Below are 22,542 nucleotides of genomic sequence, written 5' to 3' on the forward strand. Positions count from 1 at the left end.
TTAATCTTTACTCAGCAGCGATTTGACCCTCGATTTTTTCCACCCGCACCGCTGCAAATTTGAACTCGGGGATCTTGCCGTAGGGGTCGATTGCCGGATTGGTCAGAACATTGGCCGCTGCCTCAACATAGGCAAAGGGGACAAAGACCATATCCTCGGCAATCGCCCGATCCGCCCGGGCCATGATCTCGATCGAGCCACGGCGGGTTGATAGTCGCACCATATCGCCGGGCTCGACACCCATCTGGCGCAGCGTTTTGGGGTTCAAGGAACAGTTTGCCTCGGGCTCAACCGCGTCCAGCACCTTAGAGCGACGGGTCATCGACCCAGTGTGCCAATGCTCCAGCTGGCGACCAGTGGTCATGATCATTGGGTATTCGGCATCCGGCGCTTCATCCGGTGCAATCACCGAGGCCGGGGTGAACTTGGCCCGACCATCGACCCGCGGGAAACCATCGCCAAACACAATCGCCTGACCGGGATCGGTCTCGTGCAACGACGGATAGGTGATTGTCTCAGTCTTCAACCGCTCCCAGGTGATATTGTCCAGCGACTTCATGTTCAGTTTCATCTCGTCAAACACCTGACTCACCTCGGTGTAGTCCCAGTTCAGCCCGATGCGCTGCGCCAGATCCGTGGTGATTGACCAATCCTCGCGCGCCTCACCCGGAGGCGCGACGGCGGGGCGGACCCGCTGCACCTGACGGTTGGTGTTGGAAACCGTGCCGTTCTTTTCATACAGGGTCGAGGCCGGCAAGATGATGTCGGCGTAGTTCGCCGTTTCCGTCAGGAAGATATCCTGCACCACCATCAGCTCTAGCTTGGCAAAGGCATCGCGGGCGTGATCCACATCCGGGTCCGACATCGCCGGGTTTTCACCCTGAATATACATGCCCTTGATATTGCCAGCATAGACCTGATCCACGATCTCGGTCACGGTCAGGCCTTTTTCATTGCTGAAATCATCGCTGTCCCAAACATCAGTAAACGACTTGCGAATGCCATCATCCATCACCGACTGATAATCAGGCAAGAACATCGGCACCAGACCCGCATCCGAGGCGCCTTGCACGTTATTCTGACCCCGCAGTGGGTGCAGACCGGCCCCCGGTTTGCCGACATTCCCGGTCATCAGCGCCAGCGAGATCAGACACCGCGAGTTATCGGTACCGTGGATGTGCTGCGAAATGCCCATGCCCCAGAAGATAAGCCCCGCTTTGCCATTGGCATAGATCCGGGCGACACGGCGCAGCTGCTCTGGGCTGACACCACAGATTTCCGACATCGCTTCAGGGGTGAACTGTGCCAGATGGGCCTTCTCGGCCTCCCAGTTCTCTGTGTACTTCTCGATATAGGACTGATCATACAGGCCTTCCTCGACGATCACATTCATGATCGCGTTCAGCATCGACACATCGGCACCGGGACGGAACTGCACCATTTCTTCGGCAAAGCGTCGCATGCCGACACCGCGGGGATCCATCACAATCAACTTGCCACCGCGTTTGGTGAACTGTTTGAAATAGGTCGCCGCAACGGGATGGTTCTCGATCGGGTTGGATCCAATGATGATCGCCACATCCGAGTTTTCGATCTCGTTGAAGGTTGCGGTCACAGCGCCGGAACCAACGTTTTCAATCAGTGCCGCAACGGATGAGGCATGACACAGACGGGTGCAGTGGTCGACGTTGTTGTGCTTGAACCCCTGGCGGATGAACTTCTGGAACAGATAGGCCTCTTCATTGGTGCATTTGGCCGAGCCAAAGCCCGCAACCGAACGACCACCGTGGGTGTCCTTCAGGTCAACCAGACCCTTGGCTGCCAAATCCAGCGCTTCATCCCAAGTTGCTTCGCGGAAATGGGTGCCCAGATTGCCGGGATCAACGTTCAACCCCTTGGCTGGGGCATCGTCACGACGGATCAGCGGTTTGGTCAACCGGTGTGGGTGGTGGATATAGTCAAAGCCAAAGCGACCTTTCACACACAGGCGGCCTTCGTTCGCCGGGCCATTGATGCCCTCGACCGATTTGACCTTGCCGTCCTTGACCTTCAGCGAGACTTTGCAACCGACGCCGCAGAACGGGCAGACGCTTTCGGTTTCACTGTCGAAATCTTTTGAATCGCCCTGCCCTGCATCGTCCAGAACAGCCGAGGGCATCAGCGCCCCGGTTGGGCAGGCCTGTACACATTCGCCACAAGCAACACAGGATGAGGCACCCATCGGGTCGGCAATGTCGAACACCGGATAGGCATCATGTCCGCGACCAGCCATGCCGATCACATCGTTGACCTGCACTTCACGGCAGGCCTGAACACACAGGTTACACGAGATACAGGCATCCAGATTGACCGACATCGCAACATGGGTGTCGTCCAACAGCGGAATACGGGCTTTCTCCAGCTTGGGGAAACGTGACTCCGAAACCCCGTTCAGGTCCGCCATGTCCCAGAGATGGCTGGATTTATCATGCGAATCTTCACGGGCGGGTTGGTCCCCGATCAGCATTTCCACAACCATCTTGCGGGCATTTTCTGCGCGCGCAGAATTGGTGGTGACCACCATACCGTCCGCTGCCTCGCGGATACAGGAGGCAACCAGAGTCCGCTCGCCTTCGACCTCAACCATACAGGCGCGGCAATTGCCGTCAGGGCGATAGCCGGGGGCCGGCTTGTGACACAGATGCGGGATAATCAGTCCACGCCCATTGGCGACTTCCCAGATTGTCAGTCCAGCGTCGGCCGAAACTTCTTTGCCATCGAGGATGAAATTAACAGTGCTCATGGCTTATACCTCCTCGGGGAAATGCTTGATGGTCATGCGGATCGGGTTCGGCGCCGCCTGACCCAGACCACAGATCGAGGCATCCACCATGGTGGTGCTCAACTCTTCCAGCAGATCCTGATCCCATTTCTTAGCGCCCATCAGTTTGACCGCTTTTTCGCAACCGACCCGACACGGGGTGCACTGGCCACAGCTTTCATCTTCAAAGAAGCGCAGCATATTCAGCGCCGCATCACGGGCGGAATCCTGATCCGACAGCACCACCACCGCAGCAGAGCCGATAAAGGTGCCATGGGGTTGCAATGTATCAAAATCCAATGGCACGTCATGCATTGATGCCGGCAGCAGACCCGAAGACGGGCCACCGGGTTGATAGGCCTTAAAGACATGACCGTCGAGCATACCCCCGCTGGCTGCGATCACATCCGTGATGGTGGAACCGGCAGGCAGAAGATGTACGCCGGGGTTCTGCACCCGACCCGAGACAGAGTAGGACCGCAGACCCTTGCGACCGTTTTTCTCAACCGCATTCAGGCATTCCGGCCCTTCACGGCAGATCTTGGCGACCCACAGCAACGTTTCAACGTTATGCACCAGTGTCGGACGGCCAAAAATACCCACCTGCGCCACAAAGGGCGGACGGTGACGCGGCATGCCGCGCTTGCCCTCGATGCTTTCAATCATCGCGCTTTCTTCACCGCAGATATAAGCACCTGCGCCGCGGCGCAGATCGATGTAACCGGGCTCAACAATGCCGGCTGTTTCCAGTGCCTTAATCTCGGTCGCAAGGATCTCCAGCACCGCCGGATATTCGTCGCGCATATAGATAAAGACTTTGTCTGCCTCGACGGCCCATGCGGCGATCAGCATGCCCTCCAGGAAAACATGCGGGGTGCGTTCCAGGTAATAGCGGTCTTTGAAAGTGCCGGGCTCGCCTTCGTCACCATTGACCGCCAGATAGCGCGGGCCTTCGTTGGCGCGCACAAAACCCCATTTGGTACCCGAGGGGAAACCAGCACCACCCAGACCGCGCAGACCGGCCTCTTTGACTTTGGCCTGAACCGCTTCCCAATCTCCATTGGCCCGCAGCTCTTGCAACTGGGCATAGCCACCCTCACCCACATAGACGTCGTAGCCTTCATAGTCGGGCACATGCGCATGGGTGTCATTGGCCGCGATCGCTGCCTGCACTTTTTCCGGTGTGGCGTGGTCAATGTGATTGTGACCGATTTCCAGCACCGGCGCGGTGTCGCAGCGGCCCATGCAGGGTGCGCGCAAGACGCGGACCTGGGTCGCGTCCAACCCGTCTTCCAGCGCCTTTTGCAGCTGCTCGGCCCCAGCCAGCTCGCAGGACAGGGAATCGCAGACCCGGATGGTTAGAGAGGGTGGTGGCGTATCGTCCTCGCGCACCACGTCAAAGTGGGCGTAAAAGCTGGCAACCTCGTAGATTTCGGCCTGACCGGTGCGCATCTCTTCGGCCAAGGCGCGAATATGCGCGGCGCTGAGGTGGCCATGTTGATCCTGAATCAAGTGCATAAACTCGATCAGCAGGTCCCGGTTGCGCGGGCGATCGCCCAGCAAAGCCTGAACCTGCGCCAACGCAGTATCGTCAACCTGGCGGCCTTTGGGCGTTTTGCGGCCCTTGCCTTTACCTGACTTCCAAACGCCTTTGCTGTCATCCAAAGGGGCCATGATGATCTCCAATTCGCACCTGTCTTTCCAAGCGCAATGTCATCAGAGATGAATATCGTCAAATTCAAATATCGAATGACACGATAACGATAGCTTATCGTGAAAGGTCAGCAACCAATGTTTTCAGCGCCCGTACGGTTGTTAGCTCGGGGGTGCGGTCCAATGTGGCGATACAAATTGGCCGCGCCTGATCAGGATCGACCAGCGCCAGCACCCGGGTTCCATCCAGATCACCCAGCGCATCGACCAGAGCGTGCGGCAGGATTGTCGCGGCAGACCCAAGCCGGGCCATCACCATGGCCGCCATAAAGCCGCTGCTTTCAGACACGATGGTGGGTTTTAGCCCAAGATCGTCAAAAACCCGGTCTAGAATTCGACGGTTTTGCATCTGTGGATCCAGCAGACAGAGCGGCAATTCCGCAGCCTCGGCCCAGCGGATACTTCTCTCAAACCCAGTGACCATCGCTTGTGGGGCCAACAGCACATAGGTTTCATCGTAGAGCGATTGCAGCGTCACCATATCCCGGCCCAGACTGTCGTCGTAGGTGATACCGGCATCGATGGTGCCATCATACAGCCGCCGCTGGATTGCCAGCGAGGTGGTGACTTCAATACGGGGCAGAATTTTCGGGTGCAAGGACAGCAGTTGATCGACCAGTTGGGCGGCATAGGCCGTCGCGGTTGGAACCACACCCAGGACCAGAGTCCCGGACACCTGGCCCCTGCTGGCGGCGATTTCCTGTTCCAGCGCTTTGACGTCATCCAGAATTCCGCGGGTGCGGCTCAAAATCATCTGGCCTTCTTCGGTCAGCCCCTGAAACCGGTTAGCCCGCCGCACGATTGAAACGCCCAGTTTGTCTTCCATATTGCGAATGCGCATGGAAAAGGCCGGTTGAGAAATGCCACAGTCCTGCGCCGCCTTGGCAAAATGCTGGTGTCGCGCCAGGGCGGCCAACAGTTGCAGGTCTTTCAACTCGATCATTCGGGGCTCTCATCACGCAATTCCTAATGCGTATCTTGGCCCTGATACGGGGAAATGAACAGGGTAAAGAGACCAGAGGAACCCGGACGGGGGCTGTCTGCCCCCGCACCCCCGAGGATATTTTTGGCCAGATGAAGGATCTATCGGGAGCCTCTGCGACCTAGGTGCAATTTGACCATCTGATTTGGTTTGCTAATCTGCCCGCGCAAGGAGCCCCAGCATGACGTTAATGGCAGCCAAAATTGACCCCATCATTTTCACTTCGGCTTTGATTATCGATGATCATCCTTTGTTTTGCGATGCATTGGTCATGACCATGCAATCGGTTGCTGGGTTGCAAGACATTAAAACTGCGCCCTGTTTGCAGGACGCGTTACCTATACTGGAGACTGGGCCGGATCTGATCCTGCTGGACCTGAACCTGCCGGATGTGCAGGGACTGGAGGGGTTGAAGCAAGTAAAGCGGTTGAGCAAGGCTCCAATTCTGGTGATTTCATCCATGGCTGACAACCGGGTAATCAGTGCAGCGCTGCACGGTGGCGCATCTGGATTCATTCCCAAACACAGCGAACGCGACGTGTTTCGGGCCGCCGTGGACTGTCTGCGTCAGGGCGAGCGTTTTGTACCGCCCGGATATGTGCTGTTGCCTGTGGTCAAGGCACCAACTGGCAACGACGCGGCCACCCGGGTCCGCAGCCTTACGCAGCAGCAGACCCGCATTCTTCGGCTCATCTGTGAGGGGAAATTGAACAAGCAGATTGCTTATGATCTGACAATCGCTGAAACAACGGTTAAGGCGCATGTCACTGCTATCATGCGTAAACTGGCGGTGCACAGCCGAACTCAGGCGGTTTTGCGGGCAAAGGATGCCGGCTTTCACTAAGTCTTGCCCCGGCGGTGCAGCGCCGCCTAGGGTATCACACTGGCCGTTATAACCAGCAGTCATAACAAGGGTCCCCTAGTCTGAGACATCCCCTGAACTCCGCGCCCGTTTTGATGCGAACAGCCCATGTCGATGGCCGCCACCCCAAGGTGGCTGCGCAGTTGTATCAGGGGTTATCGCGCCAAACCGATTCCACAGCCGATTCCACGTCGGATCTACCAAATGTTGATTTGGAGCTGGTGGTGATGTTTGTGTCGCCCCAAGGCGATATCGCGCAAATTACGGCTGACGCCTGCTCGCTGTTTGCACCGGTTCCGGTGATTGGCTGCACCACCGCTGGAGAGATTTCTCAGGATGGCTATGGCAAAGGTGGCATTGTTGCCATTGGGTTTCCAAAATCCCATTTCATCGCACGCTGCACCCTGATCGAGGACCTTGAGACCAGCGAGGTGCAGCCCGCCCTGGATCGGATTATCCGGAACCGCCACCAGATGGCTCAGCAAGCGCCAGACTGGACCTCGGAATTTGCATTTCTGATGGTTGACGGTTTGTCCCGCCGCGAGGACGCGCTAACCGGGCAATTGGCTGCCGGCTTGGGTCCTGTGCCACTGTTTGGTGGATCAGCCGGCGATGGCGATGCCTTTGAGCACACCTCGGTTTTGTTTGACGGACAGGCCCATGACAACGCGGCGGTGCTGGCGCAGATCAGGTCGCGCTGTCCTGTCAGGGTGTTCAAAACTGACAATCTGACCCCGACAGACACCCGTATGGTGGTCACTGCCGCCGATCCCGGGCAGCGGCGGGTGCATGAAATCAATGCGGAACCCGCCGCACGCGAGCTGGCCCGGATCCTGGGCAAGGACCCAGAGCAACTGTCGACTTTTACCTTTGCTGCCCACCCATTGCTGGTGCGCTTGGGCGATCAACACCATGTGCGCGCCATCCAGCGGGTCGCGCCAGACGGCGCGCTGGTGTTTTTTTCAGCCATTGACGAAGGCATGGTGCTGGCGCTGGCTGACCAACAGGACATGGTTCGGCACCTGGAGCAGGAAATGCTGCATCTGAACAGCCCGGCAGCGCCAGATATGATACTCGCCTGCGATTGCCTGTTGCGCCGCATCGACGCCGAGCAAAAGCAGCAGGCGAACGCGGTCTCGCGCATCTTGTCTGCCAACCGGGTGTTTGGCTTTTCTACCTATGGAGAACAGGTGAATTCGATGCATGTGAACCAGACCCTGACAGGGGTAGCAATCTATCCACCGACGGTATCTTCAGAAGGCTCCGAGGTATGAGCCACACGCTGGTCATCCCCACCGACAGTCTGGAACGGCAGAACCAGAAGCTGCTGAAGATTGCCGAAACGCTGATGCGGCGGGTTGAGCAGAGCCCGGCAGAATCTGGTTTGGCCTATGCTCAGTTTGAACGTGCCGCGCTGCTGGAGGAGGAGGTGCGCAACCGGACCTTCGATCTGGAACAGGCACTGGATCAGCTGAACCTGACCCACAATCAGCTGGCGCAGGCCAATGCCGCCACTGAAACCGCGCGCGCCGACCTGAGCAACGCAATTGAAACCATCCACGATGGCTTTGCCTTGTTCAACGCCAATGACACCTTGGTGATGTGTAACAGCCGGTTTGGCAAATGGATGCGCGATGTGCACCCGCGGTTGCTGCCTGGGCTGAAATTTAAAACCTACGTGCAGCTGGTTTCGCATAGCAACGATCTGGCCCTGCCGAAAGGCGTATCCCCAGGGCAATGGGCCAAACGGCGGATGCTGCACCACCGTGAGAAACACGCGGTTTTCAATTCGCGTATTGCGGGACAGCGCTGGTTGCAGATCAGTGAGCAACGCACCAATGACGGCGGCACCGTGATCCTGCAGACCGATGTCACTGATATGATGCGGCTGGAACGGCGCGAACGGGACCGCTTGCTGGACGATCAGGCTCGGCTGATCCGGGCCACATTAGACCACCTGGATCAAGGGGTCTGTATCTTCGATACGAGCAATTTACTGGCGGGAAGCAACCAGCGTGCCAGCGAGCTTCTGACCTTACCGATGCACCTGTTGACACTTGGCAGCCGGGCCGAGCGGCTACACCAGTTTTTACACGACCATGGTCAGTTTCCCGACCCCAATTCCGCGACCAGATTGCGAGACTGGATGGTCCGTAAAAACAATCGAACACCACTGTCCTTTGAAGTGCTCATCGGGGCCCGCGCGCTGACAGCCTTTGCCCAGCAAATGCCCGACGGCGGATTCGTCATATCCTTCACTGACATCACCACCGAGCGCCGCGCCGCGCGGGCCCTGGCCGAGGCCAACGAGTCGCTGGAACGCCGGGTGGTCGAACGCACACTGGAACTGGAGGCGGCGCTGGGGGACGCCGAGCGGGCCAATGCCTCTAAGACCCGGTTTGTTGCTGCTGCCAGTCATGATTTGATGCAACCCCTGTCGGCGGCAAAGCTGTATATGGCGTCTTTGACGGAAGGTATCCGCAATCCGGAACTGCTGAGCCACCTGGATAAAGCCACCAACGCACTGGCTGGGGTCGAAGACATTCTTGAGGCCTTGCTTGACATATCCAAATTGGACAGCGGTCAGGTGGCCGTCGATCTGACTGATGTGGCACTGGGCGATATGCTGGGCCAGCTTAGCGACGAGTTGGCACCACTGGCCGCACAAAAGGGGCTGGATTTCCGCATTGTTCTGCCCAGCGCCACAGTGCGCAGCGACGCCACTTTTCTACGGCGTATTCTGCAGAACCTGATCTCCAATGCGGTTCGCTATACCACCCGTGGAAAAATTTTGGTCGGGGGCCGTCGCCACGGGAACACCTTGCGGATCGAAATCCACGATACCGGCCCCGGCATTCCCCAAGATCAACATCAGCGTGTCTTTGATGAGTTTCACCGCCTAAACACCCCGTCGCGCCCGACCGAAGGTGTTGGCCTTGGGTTGACCATCGTGAAACGCGCCTGCGATTTACTTGATCATCCGTTACATTTGCGATCCGAGGTCGGCCGAACCATATTTTCCGTGGTTCTGCCGCTCTCTAACCCGCAGGAAACACGAGATCCCGCACCAATTGAGGGGTACGGCCAAGCCGCCTTGCCATCTGCAATTGTTCTGTTGATTGAGAATGACACTGGCCTGCGCAGTGCCCTGACCGTGGCACTGGAAGCCTGGGGGTTGGACGTCTTTGCCTGCGCCAGCGAGCGCGAAGCGATGTCCCTGCTACAAGAAGTGGACATCGCCCCAGATTTGGTGATTGCCGATTACCAACTGGACGACGGGCTGCTGGGCAGCGATGCCATTACCCATCTCAGGCAACAGCACGGCCCCCTGCCCGCCTGTCTGATAACGGCCAACCGCAATCCCGAACTGGCCATGTTGTGCAAGACCATATCTGCAGATCTGCTGCATAAGCCGATCAATCCTGCCGACTTGCGCCAGTTGTTGTTAAACCGCCTGCCAACCGCATAGGCTTGAAATGACTGCCAGGCCTTAAACCGCTAAAGTGCGGCGGTCACCAAAAACTCGACTTTGAAATCCGGCCGCGCCAGTTTTGCTTCACCACAGGCCCGCGCTGGGGCATGCCCTTCGGCGACCCAGCCATCCCAGACTGCATTCATCTCTGCAAAGTCCGCCATATCGGCCAACCAGATGGTTGTCTGCAAAATACGTGTCTTGTCCGAGCCGACCTCAGCCAACAAAGTATCAATTTTTTCTAAACAACTGCGGGTTTGATCAGCAACGCTGTCTCCGGCTGTCCCAACTTGCCCGGCCAAATAGATCGTGTCGCCATGCATCACAATCTGGCTCATCCGGGCACCTGTGTGTTTGCGCGTAATTTCAGACATTTGTTACATTCCCTAACTATTCATCCGAAGCCGCCAACAGAGACGACCCATATCACTGTTTTCTAATTCGCCACCGCCCCAAGAGACAGGGTCAACGGCAGAGTTTCGGTAAAAACCGACAAAAAAATCACCCCGCGAGCCCAGGGTACATAAAAGTTTAACGAGTTTTTTTGCGGTGGCTTAATGGCCAATTAATTCCATTCACTCATTCCTAGCTCGTCCTCTTCCACTCAGAGGTTACTACACAAGGGAACTACCAATGAAATTGACTACACTTGCCGTTTTGGCAGCCATGGCACCCGCTTTTGCCACGACTGTATCCGCAAATGAATATGCGCCAGCCATGTCTGCTTACTTAGAAAACGAAGTCCGCTCCTGGGCTCATTCGCCCATTTTGGTGGATGCTATCAACGCTCAGAACGAACTGACCAGCGGGTATGATCAGGGGATGATCGACCAACTGGATCTGGCTTGGCGCGCTGAAATTGGCACTCCAACGACACCGACGATTACCCCGGTTATTGTGAGTGCCGCTGCAGATTTCCTGCGTGGGCAAGTCGAGGCGTCTGGGGGCCGCGTCACTGAAATCTTCATCATGGATGCCCATGGACTGAACGTTGCTGCATCCGGAATGACATCGGATATGTGGCAGGGCGATGAGGCCAAACACTCGCAAACCTACAGTGTCGGCCCCGATGCCGTTCACTTTGGTGATGTTGAGCTTGATGAATCGACCCAAAGCTATCAGGGCCAAATTTCGCTGACGATCACAGATCCAAAAACCGGACAGGCTATTGGCGCGATGACTATCGGCGTTGATGCAGAAACCTTGATCTAAATCAAATATCTTTCGCTAGGACTGCAAACACATAAGGCATTCACATGAAAATTCGTAATCCACTTACACCCGTATTCAACGGAATGTCGGTCTTTATCAAATGTACCTTGTTGATATCGGCAACGACTTTGATTGTGGCTGCTGTCTTGATGTTTCAGTCCCAGCGGATGGTCAACACGGCCATAAAAGACGGCATTCTGAAACTTGCTTCAGAAATCACTCATGCTGCCGGTGCGCGCAATGGTGGCGCAATGCGGTTTGGCGATGCCAGTGGCGTTCAGGTTGCGCTGGATCGCATTCTGGAAGAATCCAATGGCAGTGCGGTTTACGCCATTGCAACCAACAGCTCTAACGAAGTGATTGCTAGTTCAGGCACGGCCGACGAAACCCAAGCCGCCCAACTGGTCACACTTGCCACTACCGCCTTTGCGACCGGTGCCGGTGAAACAACAGGTGACGGGTATTACATCGCTATGCCCGCAACCGCTGGCGCCAAAGGCGACAGTATTGTCGGTTCAGTCGCGATCATCTGGTCCCCAGATCTGGCTCTTGCCGAACTCGCCAGGGCTAAAATGATCTCATACTTGGTGGCAGGTGTCGCGTTTCTGATTATGTGCATCATTTCAACTTTCGCGTTACGCTCGATTCTGACCCGTCCCCTGCAGGATGTTGGTGGATTGATTGATGAGATTGCCGACGGCACTTACGATCAGGATCCGATCCACCTTGACCGTGGTGATGAAATTGGAGCCATTGCCCGAACTGTCGAGAACCTAAAAACTCAGCTGTCCAAGGCCCGCGAAGTAGAGAATGAGCGTATCCACGCGCAGGAAGAACAAAGCCGCGTCGTCGACACCCTGACTGGGGCGTTGCAACGCCTGTCCGAAGGTGACCTGACACAAACAATCGACCAAACTTTTGCAGGTGATTACGAAGTGCTGCGCGAGAACTATAATCGCACGATTGACACATTGGTTGGCATCATTGACGCAGTGATTGGCAACTCTGAAAAAATCCGCAGTAGCTCTGAAGAAATCAACCAATCGTCCAACGACCTTTCGCAACGCACTGAAAGCCAGGCGGCCACCCTGGAACAGACAGCCGCTGCTTTGGATGAACTGACAGCCAGCGTGAAATCTGCAGCGTCAGGTGCAAAAGAAGTCGAAGGCATCGTATCCAGCGCCAGCTCTACCGCAGAACAAAGTGGTATCGTTGTACGTGAAGCGGTCGATGCCATGTCGCTGATTGAAAAATCCTCGGTACAGATCTCGCAGATCATCTCGGTGATCGACGACATCTCGTTCCAGACCAACCTGTTGGCACTTAACGCCGGCGTCGAGGCGGCACGGGCTGGCGAAGCAGGCCGCGGGTTTGCCGTGGTTGCGTCTGAGGTACGGGCGCTGGCGCAGCGTTCGTCTGACGCGGCTCAGGAAATCAAACAGCTGATCAGCGACAGTTCGCAGCAGGTCAAACACGGCGTCGATCTTGTCGATCGCACCGGCGAAGAGCTGCGGAAAATCATTGATAGTGTAGGCACCATTTCCAGTCACGTAATAGGCATTGCCTCTGGTGCCGCGGAACAATCCGTCGCATTGGCCGAGATCAATTCGGGGGTGTTGCAACTGGACCAGGTGACCCAGCACAACGCAGCAATGGTCGAAGAATCCACCGCTGCCAGCCAACTGCTGCGCAATGACGCCGGTGAATTAGCCCGCCAGGTGTCGATCTTCAAAACAGGCAACAACGACAGCGCCATGCCGCCACCTGAAATGGCCACAACCGGATCTATGGAGAGCTCTGTTTTCTCTGCACACGAACCGGATTTCGCCACTCCAGAACCACGCCGCGCCTCCAGCTGGGAAGACTTTTAAAGCGTCACCAGCGAACAATGAACTATGACTGACAAAAACAGCGCAAAGCCCCGCAGCTCTGCGCTGTTTTGTTTGGCGCCCTTGATGGGCCTTGTCACTTCTACACGTCTTAGCCACACGGCTGGGGGGGTGACCCCGTCACAGCTTGATGCCGCCGCGTTTCTCTCTTCCTAGCAAGCATTGCTCGAAAGAGCACCTGAACCAGACCAAGGCCCTTGTGAAGTCCTTGATCTGGCGAAGATTCAGGACACTACATAGAGACTGATGAGTGTGCTTCTTTTTCCTGCAATATTTGCTTGAACTGGCTGCATAGCTTTGACAAATAATCTTAGACATCTCTTTAGGGTCGGCCGATCTGGTCCCCTTTATCCAAATGACCAACTCTCTGGAACGCGCCCATGACAATTACCCATCTTGTGACCCATTCGGGTGGCTTTCATGCGGACGAACTGCTGTCTTCTGTTGTGCTCACGCAGCTGTTCCCTCAGGCCAAACTGCTGCGCAGTCGGGATCGGCAGTGGATCACGCCCGCGCCCCATAAGATCATTTTCGATGTAGGCGGAGCCTATGACGGCGAAGCGCAGATCTTTGATCACCACCAGCGTCCCAGCCCGCTGCGTGGCGACGGTCAACCGTTCAGCTCCTTTGGCCTGATATGGGCGCATTATGGTCGCGCGTATATGGCAGAGATGGGCGTTCCTGCCGATGATATCGAGGCGATCCACACCAAGTTCGACACCAAATTCGTGCTTCCGATTGACCTCCTGGACAACGGCGCAATGGAACCATCCGTTGCGGGTCCGCTGTCAATTCTGACCCTGCCCACACTTTTGGGCAGCTTAAAGCCGGTGTTCGACGACCCATCGCCAACAGCTGACGACGATGCGTTTTTTTCGGCATTGCCCATAGCGCGACGATTTGTCGAAGCCCAAATTGGCAATCTCGCCGCAAAAGCCCGGGCCCAGAGTATCGTGGCCAAGGCCATCGCCAAAGCCGGCCCGTCAGTCATACTCGAACTGCCCATGGGTATGCCCTACCGTTCTGCACTTGATCAGGCCGGGGCCGACCACATGTTGTTCGTGATCCACCCACGCGGCAATGATTGGACACTCAACGGCATTAAACTGTCAAATGACACCTTCGAGCAACGCGCCGATCTACCAGCGGCTTGGGCAGGCCTGACAGATACTGCTCTCGAAGACGCCAGCGGTGTCAAAGGCGCCAAGTTTTGCCATAACGCCCGTTTTATCGCTGTTGCCAGCACCCGCGAGGCCATTTTGAAACTGGCCGAAATTGCGGTGCAGGGCGTTACTTAAAGCCTCGGAATAGCCACGCATTGTCTGAACTCAATTGCAATTAAAACCGTTATTATACTGGATGAACTAGTGGCCAGGGTGCGCGCTACTTTCAAGCGCGACTCTAGTTAGAAAACAGTAATTTATCTAGCAAAAGGAATCGGTATGGGACCCGGCATTGGAGCTGACAAAAAACGAGCTCCCGCTCTCCTTCCCTAAACGCAAAAGGTGCAGGATCAAATTCCAGATCATCGCAAAACCGATCTTTCGAGTAGTTTTATGCAGTTCAGACTGCCTATCAAACGTCGAGAAAAATAAGGGCAGCCCAGCCTCAACCTGAATAGCCCTAAAGGTCTTACTAGACGCATTCTCCAACCATAACGTCAGAAAATTCGTCATCTCCCACAAGAGCCCGCGCCAGATTTCGTTTTCTTGTTTGGAGCAAGAAGGCAGACAAGCGATCACAGAGCTTCAAAAACTGCTCAATATCTACGTCATCAATTGGGTCGGTTACTGATGACATTCTGGTTTTCCCGAAGTGGGTTCGAATTCAATGCAGAAAGAATGATCGAAACCAAAATTCAGTCAAGGTCAGCAGGATTGGCACTAAGGGTTATGCGCTCTCGCAAAACACTGTTTCACGATGTTCGCGAACCCCAGTAAACAAGGGTTCGCGAAATTTTGGGCGTTTTACGCCTGTAAAAACCGGCTTAACTCACTCGTTTGGACGATTTATGCATGGTTTAACACTATTGCCCAAACGGATCCCTAGCCACACTTAGAATGTCCGCAACTGCGGCAAGTCATGCAGCCTTCGACCATCTGCAGGTCATATTGACCACAGCTGGGGCAGGCTTTGCCCCTTGGCGTACCTAAGGCCACCACTTCTGCAGTGGGGTCCGTTTTCAGCCCCATGCCCTCTCCATCGATAAAGCCAGTGTTGATCATATGGGTTTCGATCACACCGCCAATGGCTGCCAGAATCGAGGGGATGTACTTGCCCTGAACCCAGGCACCGCCGCGCGGATCAAACACAGCTTTCAGCTCTTCCACCACAAACGACACATCGCCGCCCCGACGGAACACCGCCGAAATCATCCGGGTCAGCGCCAGCGTCCAGGCGTAATGCTCCATGTTCTTGGAGTTGATGAAGACCTCAAACGGACGGCGATGACCATTCAGTAAGATATCATTGATGGTCAGGTAAATCGCATGCTCGCTGTCGGGCCACTTCAGCTTGTAAGTGTGACCCTCCAGGCTTTGCGGACGGTCCAGCGGCTCGGACATGTAGACCACTTCCGCTCCATTGCTGACCTGCGGAGCATCTGCCGTTTCACCAGGGACCTGATCCGCGCTTTCGCTGACCGTCAGAACTGAGCCGGTCACGTCATTGGGCCGGTAGGTGGTACAGCCTTTGCATCCCTGATCCCAGGCCTGCATATAGACCTCTTTGAATTCGTCAAAGCTGATATCTTCCGGGCAGTTGATGGTCTTCGAGATCGAGCTGTCGATCCATTTCTGCGCCGCGGCCTGCATTTTCACATGCTCTGAGGGAGCCAATGTTTGCGCGTTGACAAAATAGTCGGGCAGCTCTTTGTCGCCAAACTTGTCACGCCACATCTGCACGGCGTAATCGACCACTTCCTCTTCGGTGCGGCTGCCGTCTTTTTGCAGAACCTTGCGGGTATAGGCATAGGCAAACACCGGTTCGATGCCAGAGCTGACATTGCCGGCATACAGCGAGATAGTGCCGGTGGGTGCGATTGAGGTCAGCAAGGCGTTGCGGATACCGTGGGTGCGCACGGCCTCGCGCACATCTTCGTCCATTGTCATCATGGTACCGGATGCCAGGTAAGGCTCAGCTTCAAACAGCGGGAACGCGCCTTTTTCCTTGGCCAAATCCACCGACGCCAGATAGGCGGCGCGGGCGATCGCTTTCAGCCAGGCTTCGGTTTGACGCGCCGCTTGGTCAGACCCATAGCGCAGACCCATCATCAGCAAGGCATCAGCCAGACCTGTAACCCCCAACCCGATGCGGCGCTTGGCCTGCGCCTCGGCACGCTGTTCGGGCAGTGGAAAGTTTGAGGCATCCACCACATTGTCCATCATCCGCACGGCGGTGGCGACCAGTTCAGTCATCACTGACACGTCCATCTCAGCGCCAGCCTCAAACGGCTTAGTGACCAGACGAGCCATGTTGATCGACCCCAGCAAACAGGCGCCATAGGGTGGCAGGGGTTGTTCACCGCAGGGGTTGGTGGCCGAGATGTTCTCGATATAGTTCAGGTTGTTGGCCTTGTTGATCCGGTCGATGAAAATCACCCCCGGTTCGGCAAAATCATAGGTGGCCTGCATGATCTTGTTCCACAGATCACGCGCCTGTATCGTGTGATAAATCCGGCCGTCAAACACCAGCTCCCACGAACCGTCGGCCTTGACCGCGTCCATGAAATCATCCGTGATCAGCACCGACATGTTGAACATGCGCAGGCGGGCTGCGTCGGATTTCGCAGTGATAAATTGCTCGATATCGGGATGATCGCAGCGCATGGTGGCCATCATCGCGCCGCGACGCGATCCGGCTGACATGATGGTGCGGCACATCGAATCCCAGACATCCATGAACGACAGCGGCCCCGAGGCATCTGCCGCCACACCTTTGACATCCGCGCCACGTGGCCGCACGGATGAGAAATCATAGCCAATGCCACCGCCCTGCTGCATGGTCAGTGCGGCCTCTTTCAGCATGTCGAAAATACCGGACATGCTGTCAGGGATGGTACCCATCACAAAACAATTGAACAGCGTCACCTGACGTGCGGTCCCCGCCCCTGCGGTGATCCGGCCGGCCGGAAGGTATTTGAAATCTTCGAGGGCTGCGTAGAACTTGTCCTCCCAAGCCGCTGGGTCTTTCTCCACCTTGGCCAGATCGCGGGCGATACGGCGCCAGCTGTCTTCGACGGTGGCATCAATGGGCGTGCCATCGGCCTCCTTGAAGCGATATTTCATATCCCAGATCTGTGCGGCGATGGGGGCAGCAAAGCGGCTCATGTAGCGAATCCCTTTTGGCTAGAGTAGCGATCTGGTACAACATACGAGGCGTAGATCTCAACTTGGAATCGTCCGGTGCGCCACGATTTTTTGGACAGTGTACCACAATACCTTGTTACTGCCCAGATAACGACTACAATATGCTGACCCTATGGACGACTCTGTGGACGACTGGTGGATAACTTTACAAACTTGATCAAACTTTCCGTTGGTTCGGAAAACGTCGAAACTCTGATGGACTGGCAAGAGATGCGCCGTGCACAATCATCTGATGGTTTGGCGCGTCATGTTACCCGTATGTGGCCAAAACGCGAGGCGGAAATTATCGCCGGTGGCTCAATCTATTGGGTGATCAAGGGGGCCGTTCAGTGCCGCCAACGCATCCTGCGCTTTGACGAAGTTATCGGAGAAGACGGAATTCGCCGCTGCGCATTTGTGCTGGACCCCGAGGTCCACCGCACCCAGAACGCGCTGCGTCGCCCGTTTCAGGGCTGGCGCTATCTAAAGCCCGAAGACAGCCCACCTGACTTACGTGAGGGGCAGACCAGTGACGACACACTACCCCCGGAATTAAATCAGGCGCTGGCAGAAATCGGTGTGATCTGACCTGTGCAGGTACCGGAAGTTTAAAGCCTCCGGTACCTTTCGTATTGGTGATGCGCCTAGGCTTCGCCGCGCAATAAGGCCAGCATCTGCTTCAGGGATACCTTTTCCTCGGCCGACATACTGGCCGTACGGCTTCGCCACAGGGTTGCCTGTGATTTCAGCACCGGTCCATCGCTCATGATTTTCAGGTGATTGGCACGCAGGGTATCCCCGGTCGAGGTGATATCCGCCACCATTTCCGCGGTCTCGTTCTTGACCGTGCCTTCGGTCGCGCCCTGACTGTCGACCAGCTGATAGTCAGCCACGCCGCCATCCGTCAGGAATTCACGCACCAGCCGGTGGTATTTGGTGGCGATCCGCAACCGGTGCCCGTGTTGTCGGCGAAAGGCTGCGGCCACCGCATCCAGATCATCCAGGGTATCCACATCGATCCAGGACTGTGGCACTGCCAGAACCAAATCGGCCTGACCAAAGCCCATCGGCTCGATCTGCTCGACCTGCTGTTCCCAACGCGGCAGTTTCTCGTGCACCAGATCGGTCCCGGTGACGCCCAGATGAATACGGCCCGCAGCCAGTTCACGCGGGATCTCGCCCGCCGAGAGCAGCACCAGTTCTACACCGTCCACACCTTCGACCCGACCGGCATATTCCCGGTCCGACCCGGTCCGCGACAAGGTCACGCCGCGCTTATCAAACCAGTTAAAGGTCTTCTCCATCAACCGCCCCTTGGACGGCACTCCCAGTTTGAGGCTCATGACTGTGCCTCCTCTAACAACAACATCAGATCCGGGCGCAACACGGCGCCAACGGCGGGGATTTCAGCCCCCTGCCCCAATCGACGGGTCAGCGCATCATAGCGCCCACCACTGGCAATGGGCGGCAGGTCCGGGCGCGTTTCCGCGTAAAAGCCAAAGACAAACCCGTCGTAGTATTCCATCGACGTGCGTCCATACGAGACCTCAAAGTCAAGATGTTCGACATCAACGCCACGCGCCGCCAATGCGGCAGAGCGCGCTTCGAGACGATCCAACGCAGGTGTGATCGGCGGCAGGTCAACCGCAATATCACGCAGCTGTTCCAACGCATAGGGAACGGTTTCGCGCACCGCCATCAAGGCCTCCAGTGCCAGCAACTCATTCTCGGCAATCGGTGGGGCGGCGGCATCCTCGCGCAGCGCCTGGATGCGGTCGTCGATTTCAGCACGGCTGCGTTTGCCGATTTCGGCATCTGTTCCGGTCAGCACACCGTCCGTCGACAGCAGTGCCTGACGCGACTGCGGCACCGGCACCCGGTGCGCATAACGGTCCAGCAATGCCCGGAACCGCCGTGGCCGCCAGATGTGACGCATCAGGGCCACCTTGCGGCGCGCCGTCGTATTCAGACCCTGAACTGCTGCCATCAGAATGCCGATATCACCGGTTGCGGCACGCAGCCCCAGCCCGGCGACGCTCTTGGCCATCAATGCAAACACCTCGGCGTCCGCCGCTGCGGAATTGTCGCGATCAAAGATCTCGTAGCCGACCTGGACGTATTCATTGGCGCGATCAGGATCATGCTCCTGACGCCGAAACACCTCGCCTGCATAGGTATAGCGTGCGGGGTCAGCCCCCTCACGCATATGCATCTGCACCACGGGCACGGTAAAATCCGGGCGCAGCATCTGCTCGCCGCGCAAGCCATCCGAGGTCACATAGGCACGCGCCCGAATGTCCTCGCCGTAAAGGTCCAGCAATAGGCCGGCAGGCTGCAGCAATGGTGGATCCACCACCAGCGCACCTGCCTCTTCGAAATTGCTCCGCAACTGCGCAGCACGCAGGCGGATATCAGAACGATCTAGCATTTGTATCAGTCCTGCCCGTCGAGAATTTCACGCACCCGTGCGACCAGCTGATCGCGCGGCACCTCAAACTGGCTGGGACGGGTTTTCCATTCCTCCAGCGTGGCGTTTTCAGCAATCTTGGCGCCTAGGATCAGGTCTTTGAGCTGCACCACACCCTTGTCCTTTTCGTCACCACCTTCGATCACGGCCACCGGTGAGTTCCGCTTGTCCGCATATTTCAGCTGGTTGCCAAAGTTCTTAGGGTTGCCCAGATAAACCTCGGCCCGAATACCTGCATTGCGCAGCTCGGCCACCATGGCCTGATAATCCGCCATCCGTGCCTTATCCATCACGGTCACCACGACCGGCCCCTTGGGATCCGCCGCGATCCGTCCCTTTTCGCGCAGCGCCGCCAGCAGGCGATCCACACCAATCGAGACGCCCGTCGCGGGCACTTCCTGCCCGGTGAACCGCTTAACCAGATCATCATAGCGACCGCCACCCGCAACAGATCCGAATTGCCGCTTGCGGCCCTTCTCATCCAGGATCTCAAAGGTCAGTTCTGCCTCGTAAACCGGGCCGGTGTAATAGCCCAGACCACGCACCACCGAGGGGTCAATCTCAATCCGGTCCGGACCATAGCCACCAGCCGCCAGCAAAGCGCCGATCTGTTCCAACTCGGCAATACCTTCAGCGCCAACCTTGCTGTCCCCCACGGCAGCCCGCAGGTTAGCCAGAGTTCCAGCCGCATCCGCCGCCTTAGAGGTCAGGAAAGCGATCACCGGTTCGGCCTGCTCCTCTGACAGACCAACGCCGTCGATATAAGCACCAGAGGCATCCAACCGCCCCTTGGTCAGCAGTTGCCGCACTCCAGCCTCGCCAACCTTGTCGAACTTGTCGATGGTGCGCAGCACATTGTCACGCGCCCCGTCGCCCTCGGCCAGCCCCATGGCCTCCAGTACCCCGTTCAAAACCTTGCGGTTGTTGACCCGCACCAGATAGTCACCGCGGGCAATGCCGACGGCCTCCAGCGTGTCAGACAGCATCGCGCAGATCTCGGCGTCCGCCGCCATAGACGCGGTTCCAACCGTATCCGCATCACACTGATAAAACTGACGGTACCGCCCTGGCCCTGGCTTTTCGTTGCGCCAGACGGGGCCCATCGCAAAGCGGCGATAGGGTGTCGGCAGATCATTACGGTGCTGTGCATAAACCCGCGCCAGCGGCGCTGTCAGATCATAGCGCAGCGCCATCCAGTCGCCATTATCTTTCTCGTCAAACTCCTGCCAGGCAAACACGCCCTCGTTGGGGCGGTCCACATCCGGCAAAAACTTGCCCAGGGCCTCAACCGTTTCCACGGCAGCGCTTTCCAGCGCTTCAAATCCATACCGATGGTAGACCCCGGCAATCGCCTGCAGCATTTCGGTGCGTTGAGTTACCTCAGCTCCAAAATAGTCGCGAAAGCCCTTAGGCGTCTGTGCCTTGGGGCGGGGAGCTTTCTTTAGCTTGGCCATCGGTCATGGTCCCTTTGGGAATGTTGTCGCGCGGGATCTATCCGATGCAAGTAACAGGAGCAAGCAATAGGGGGCATCGCCTCACTGTCATTACCCCGGTCCGCGCTTCATCTGGCTAAAAATATCCCCGCCGGAGGCATGCCGGTTTGCCAAAAACCGGCAATCTACCCTGTAGCCCCATGGACCAAGCCACTTCTAGGTCCTATGACACCCTCAACACCGGCAGGAGAGCCCCATGCAGAACCTCGAAGAACAAATCGCCCACCTGACCCGCACAGTCGAGGATCTAAGCGACGTCGTGGCCCGCCAACAGGCCGAGATCGCCACTCTGACCCGCCGGGTGCAGATGCTGATGCAACGCGAGGCCACCCGTGATCAGGACACCGGCGGCAGCGCCACCTTTGGCAACGAACGCCCGCCGCATTATTGATCTTGCAGGCCGCGACGAAACAGAGCGCAGCGCTGGACCTGGGTGGATGCAAAGCGCCTCCCATTCAGGATCGCAACGCTCGGGATCAGCTGTAAGATACTCCAGCTGTTTCATGATGTAAGCTGTGGACAGCCAAGACTGAAGTATAAACAAACTTAGCGTCGCCAAAAATTTTCGCACATATCTTCCTTATTAAGTCTCCGCCCGGCACCGCCGGGTCGCGCCTGACCTTCCCCGCGGGAAGGCGCTTTGCACCTCCCCAAGGTCAGCCGCGGCCCTTAACACATATTGGGGTTGCTCCATAGGTGACTAGGACCCGGCTTATTCTATGATTGACACGCACCACTATAGCACGCAGTCATATTGCCAGATCAATCAGAAGGTTAGTCGTGCAAAGACTTATTATCACAGGAGCGAATGGTGTGGGTAAAAGCCACCTTGCCGCAAGACTGGCAATTATTCGCCCCGAAATTCCGATTGTTTCCTTCGACTCACTTAAACTCAAAACAGACTGGCAACAGCGGCCTCGTCCTGAAATCATTTCGTCATTGGATGATAAGCTCAAAGGGGACGCTTGGATATTAGAAGGCGGCCCGAGCATGTTACCACAAGCGATTGCAAGAGCTGACAGTTTGGTTTGGTTGGACCCATCTGAGGTTGTTCGGGCATGGCGGCTAACGATCAGACCCTGGAGATCTATAGGCAAAACGCGCCCAGAACTCCCACCTGGAAACGACGACTGGCCGATACAGCAATATAGATTTGCAATACGCAGCCTCAAGAACAAATCAAAGTTTCAATCATACTTCTCCGACGTATTTCAAAACACTGAACACCTTGAAAAATGGCATTGCCGGGACGCGAAAAGCATCGAAGGCCTTGTAGGAAAATGGCTGGGAAGCGCGCCCTGAAAAA

At 56.7% G+C, this 22,542-nt stretch carries 17 protein-coding genes; 9 read left to right on the plus strand and 8 right to left on the minus strand.

Annotated elements, in window-relative coordinates:
* Positions 1-7: 7 nt before the first annotated feature.
* From fdhF to EBB79_RS16980, 3 genes are all read right to left on the minus strand, one after another.
* Positions 8-2,782, minus strand: a complete 2,775-nt coding sequence (gene fdhF / locus EBB79_RS16970) for a formate dehydrogenase subunit alpha (protein WP_127749988.1) — start codon at positions 2,780-2,782, stop codon at positions 8-10.
* A gap of 3 nt (positions 2,783-2,785) precedes the next feature.
* A complete protein-coding gene (locus tag EBB79_RS16975) occupies positions 2,786-4,474 on the minus strand; it encodes an NAD(P)H-dependent oxidoreductase subunit E (RefSeq protein ID WP_127749989.1) in 1,689 nt (562 codons plus the stop codon).
* A gap of 94 nt (positions 4,475-4,568) precedes the next feature.
* Entirely contained in the window at positions 4,569-5,456 is an 888-nt protein-coding gene (locus EBB79_RS16980) for a LysR family transcriptional regulator (RefSeq protein WP_127749990.1), read from the minus strand.
* 220 nt (positions 5,457-5,676) lie between these two features.
* Here EBB79_RS16980 and EBB79_RS16985 point away from each other — a divergent pair, with 220 nt between their 5' ends.
* The 3 genes from EBB79_RS16985 (at position 5,677) to EBB79_RS16995 (ending at position 9,826) form a co-directional block, all read left to right on the plus strand.
* Positions 5,677-6,339 (plus strand): LuxR C-terminal-related transcriptional regulator, encoded by a 663-nt coding sequence (locus tag EBB79_RS16985; RefSeq protein ID WP_420850341.1) that lies wholly within the window; start codon positions 5,677-5,679, stop codon positions 6,337-6,339.
* A gap of 113 nt (positions 6,340-6,452) precedes the next feature.
* Positions 6,453-7,631: an FIST N-terminal domain-containing protein gene (locus EBB79_RS16990; RefSeq protein WP_127749991.1), complete on the plus strand. Its 1,179-nt coding sequence runs from the start codon at positions 6,453-6,455 to the stop codon at positions 7,629-7,631.
* Positions 7,628-9,826 (plus strand): hybrid sensor histidine kinase/response regulator, encoded by a 2,199-nt coding sequence (locus EBB79_RS16995; RefSeq protein WP_127749992.1) that lies wholly within the window; start codon positions 7,628-7,630, stop codon positions 9,824-9,826. Before EBB79_RS16990 ends, EBB79_RS16995 begins: the two co-directional genes overlap by 4 nt.
* Positions 9,827-9,855: 29 nt before the next feature.
* Here the strand turns inward: EBB79_RS16995 and EBB79_RS17000 are convergent, their stop codons facing one another.
* Positions 9,856-10,203 (minus strand): RidA family protein, encoded by a 348-nt coding sequence (locus EBB79_RS17000; RefSeq protein WP_127749993.1) that lies wholly within the window; start codon positions 10,201-10,203, stop codon positions 9,856-9,858.
* Between the two features lie 259 nt (positions 10,204-10,462).
* On the opposite strand from EBB79_RS17000, the gene EBB79_RS17005 reads away from it, so the two are divergent.
* The 3 genes from EBB79_RS17005 to EBB79_RS17015 all read left to right on the plus strand — a co-directional run bounded on the left by EBB79_RS17005 (position 10,463) and on the right by EBB79_RS17015 (position 14,228).
* Entirely contained in the window at positions 10,463-11,041 is a 579-nt protein-coding gene (locus EBB79_RS17005) for a hypothetical protein (RefSeq protein ID WP_127749994.1), read from the plus strand.
* 44 nt (positions 11,042-11,085) lie between these two features.
* Positions 11,086-12,912, plus strand: coding sequence for a methyl-accepting chemotaxis protein (locus EBB79_RS17010; protein ID WP_127749995.1), 1,827 nt, complete (start codon positions 11,086-11,088; stop codon positions 12,910-12,912).
* 398 nt (positions 12,913-13,310) lie between these two features.
* Entirely contained in the window at positions 13,311-14,228 is a 918-nt protein-coding gene (locus EBB79_RS17015) for an MYG1 family protein (protein ID WP_127749996.1), read from the plus strand.
* 747 nt (positions 14,229-14,975) lie between these two features.
* On the opposite strand, the gene EBB79_RS17020 is transcribed toward EBB79_RS17015, so the two are convergent.
* Complete coding sequence (locus EBB79_RS17020) at positions 14,976-17,258, minus strand: adenosylcobalamin-dependent ribonucleoside-diphosphate reductase (RefSeq protein WP_127749997.1); 2,283 nt, start codon at positions 17,256-17,258, stop codon at positions 14,976-14,978.
* Positions 17,259-17,432: 174 nt separating this feature from the next.
* On the opposite strand from EBB79_RS17020, the gene EBB79_RS17025 reads away from it, so the two are divergent.
* Positions 17,433-17,864, plus strand: coding sequence for a DUF1489 family protein (locus tag EBB79_RS17025; protein WP_127749998.1), 432 nt, complete (start codon positions 17,433-17,435; stop codon positions 17,862-17,864).
* A 56-nt stretch (positions 17,865-17,920) separates the two neighbouring features.
* Here EBB79_RS17025 and hisG read toward each other — a convergent pair whose 3' ends face one another.
* Genes hisG through hisS form a run of 3 tightly spaced genes read right to left on the minus strand, consistent with a single transcriptional unit; the run spans position 17,921 to position 21,197 of the window.
* Positions 17,921-18,619: an ATP phosphoribosyltransferase gene (gene hisG / locus EBB79_RS17030; protein WP_127749999.1), complete on the minus strand. Its 699-nt coding sequence runs from the start codon at positions 18,617-18,619 to the stop codon at positions 17,921-17,923.
* Positions 18,616-19,704 carry an ATP phosphoribosyltransferase regulatory subunit gene (locus EBB79_RS17035; RefSeq protein WP_127750000.1) on the minus strand — a complete coding sequence of 363 codons (1,089 nt, stop codon included), beginning with the start codon at positions 19,702-19,704 and terminating at the stop codon, positions 18,616-18,618. The genes hisG and EBB79_RS17035 overlap by 4 nt, the downstream gene beginning before the upstream one ends.
* 5 nt (positions 19,705-19,709) lie before the next feature.
* Complete coding sequence (gene hisS, locus EBB79_RS17040; RefSeq protein ID WP_127750001.1) at positions 19,710-21,197, minus strand: histidine--tRNA ligase; 1,488 nt, start codon at positions 21,195-21,197, stop codon at positions 19,710-19,712.
* 235 nt (positions 21,198-21,432) lie between these two features.
* On the opposite strand from hisS, the gene EBB79_RS17045 reads away from it, so the two are divergent.
* A complete protein-coding gene (locus tag EBB79_RS17045) occupies positions 21,433-21,627 on the plus strand; it encodes a SlyX family protein (protein ID WP_127750002.1) in 195 nt (64 codons plus the stop codon).
* A 422-nt stretch (positions 21,628-22,049) separates the two neighbouring features.
* The gene (locus EBB79_RS17050) at positions 22,050-22,538 is read left to right on the plus strand and encodes a P-loop NTPase family protein (RefSeq protein ID WP_238704940.1); all 489 of its coding nucleotides are present in this window, start codon (positions 22,050-22,052) and stop codon (positions 22,536-22,538) included.
* Positions 22,539-22,542: the final 4 nt, after the last annotated feature.

Source organism: Parasedimentitalea marina (genome assembly GCF_004006175.1).
Lineage (GTDB): Bacteria > Pseudomonadota > Alphaproteobacteria > Rhodobacterales > Rhodobacteraceae > Parasedimentitalea > Parasedimentitalea marina.

Excerpts from the sequence above, each read along its gene's own strand:
- fdhF (WP_127749988.1), bottom strand. The coding sequence starts at position 2,782 with ATGAGCACTGTTAATTTCATCCTCGATGGCAAAGAAGTTTCGGCCGAC.
- EBB79_RS16975 (WP_127749989.1), bottom strand. The coding sequence starts at position 4,474 with ATGGCCCCTTTGGATGACAGCAAAGGCGTTTGGAAGTCAGGTAAAGGC.
- EBB79_RS16980 (WP_127749990.1), bottom strand. The coding sequence starts at position 5,456 with ATGATCGAGTTGAAAGACCTGCAACTGTTGGCCGCCCTGGCGCGACAC.
- EBB79_RS16985 (WP_420850341.1), top strand. The coding sequence starts at position 5,677 with ATGACGTTAATGGCAGCCAAAATTGACCCCATCATTTTCACTTCGGCT.
- EBB79_RS16990 (WP_127749991.1), top strand. The coding sequence starts at position 6,453 with ATGCGAACAGCCCATGTCGATGGCCGCCACCCCAAGGTGGCTGCGCAG.
- EBB79_RS16995 (WP_127749992.1), top strand. The coding sequence starts at position 7,628 with ATGAGCCACACGCTGGTCATCCCCACCGACAGTCTGGAACGGCAGAAC.
- EBB79_RS17000 (WP_127749993.1), bottom strand. The coding sequence starts at position 10,203 with ATGTCTGAAATTACGCGCAAACACACAGGTGCCCGGATGAGCCAGATT.
- EBB79_RS17005 (WP_127749994.1), top strand. The coding sequence starts at position 10,463 with ATGAAATTGACTACACTTGCCGTTTTGGCAGCCATGGCACCCGCTTTT.
- EBB79_RS17010 (WP_127749995.1), top strand. The coding sequence starts at position 11,086 with ATGAAAATTCGTAATCCACTTACACCCGTATTCAACGGAATGTCGGTC.
- EBB79_RS17015 (WP_127749996.1), top strand. The coding sequence starts at position 13,311 with ATGACAATTACCCATCTTGTGACCCATTCGGGTGGCTTTCATGCGGAC.
- EBB79_RS17020 (WP_127749997.1), bottom strand. The coding sequence starts at position 17,258 with ATGAGCCGCTTTGCTGCCCCCATCGCCGCACAGATCTGGGATATGAAA.
- hisG (WP_127749999.1), bottom strand. The coding sequence starts at position 18,619 with ATGAGCCTCAAACTGGGAGTGCCGTCCAAGGGGCGGTTGATGGAGAAG.
- EBB79_RS17035 (WP_127750000.1), bottom strand. The coding sequence starts at position 19,704 with ATGCTAGATCGTTCTGATATCCGCCTGCGTGCTGCGCAGTTGCGGAGC.
- hisS (WP_127750001.1), bottom strand. The coding sequence starts at position 21,197 with ATGGCCAAGCTAAAGAAAGCTCCCCGCCCCAAGGCACAGACGCCTAAG.
- EBB79_RS17045 (WP_127750002.1), top strand. The coding sequence starts at position 21,433 with ATGCAGAACCTCGAAGAACAAATCGCCCACCTGACCCGCACAGTCGAG.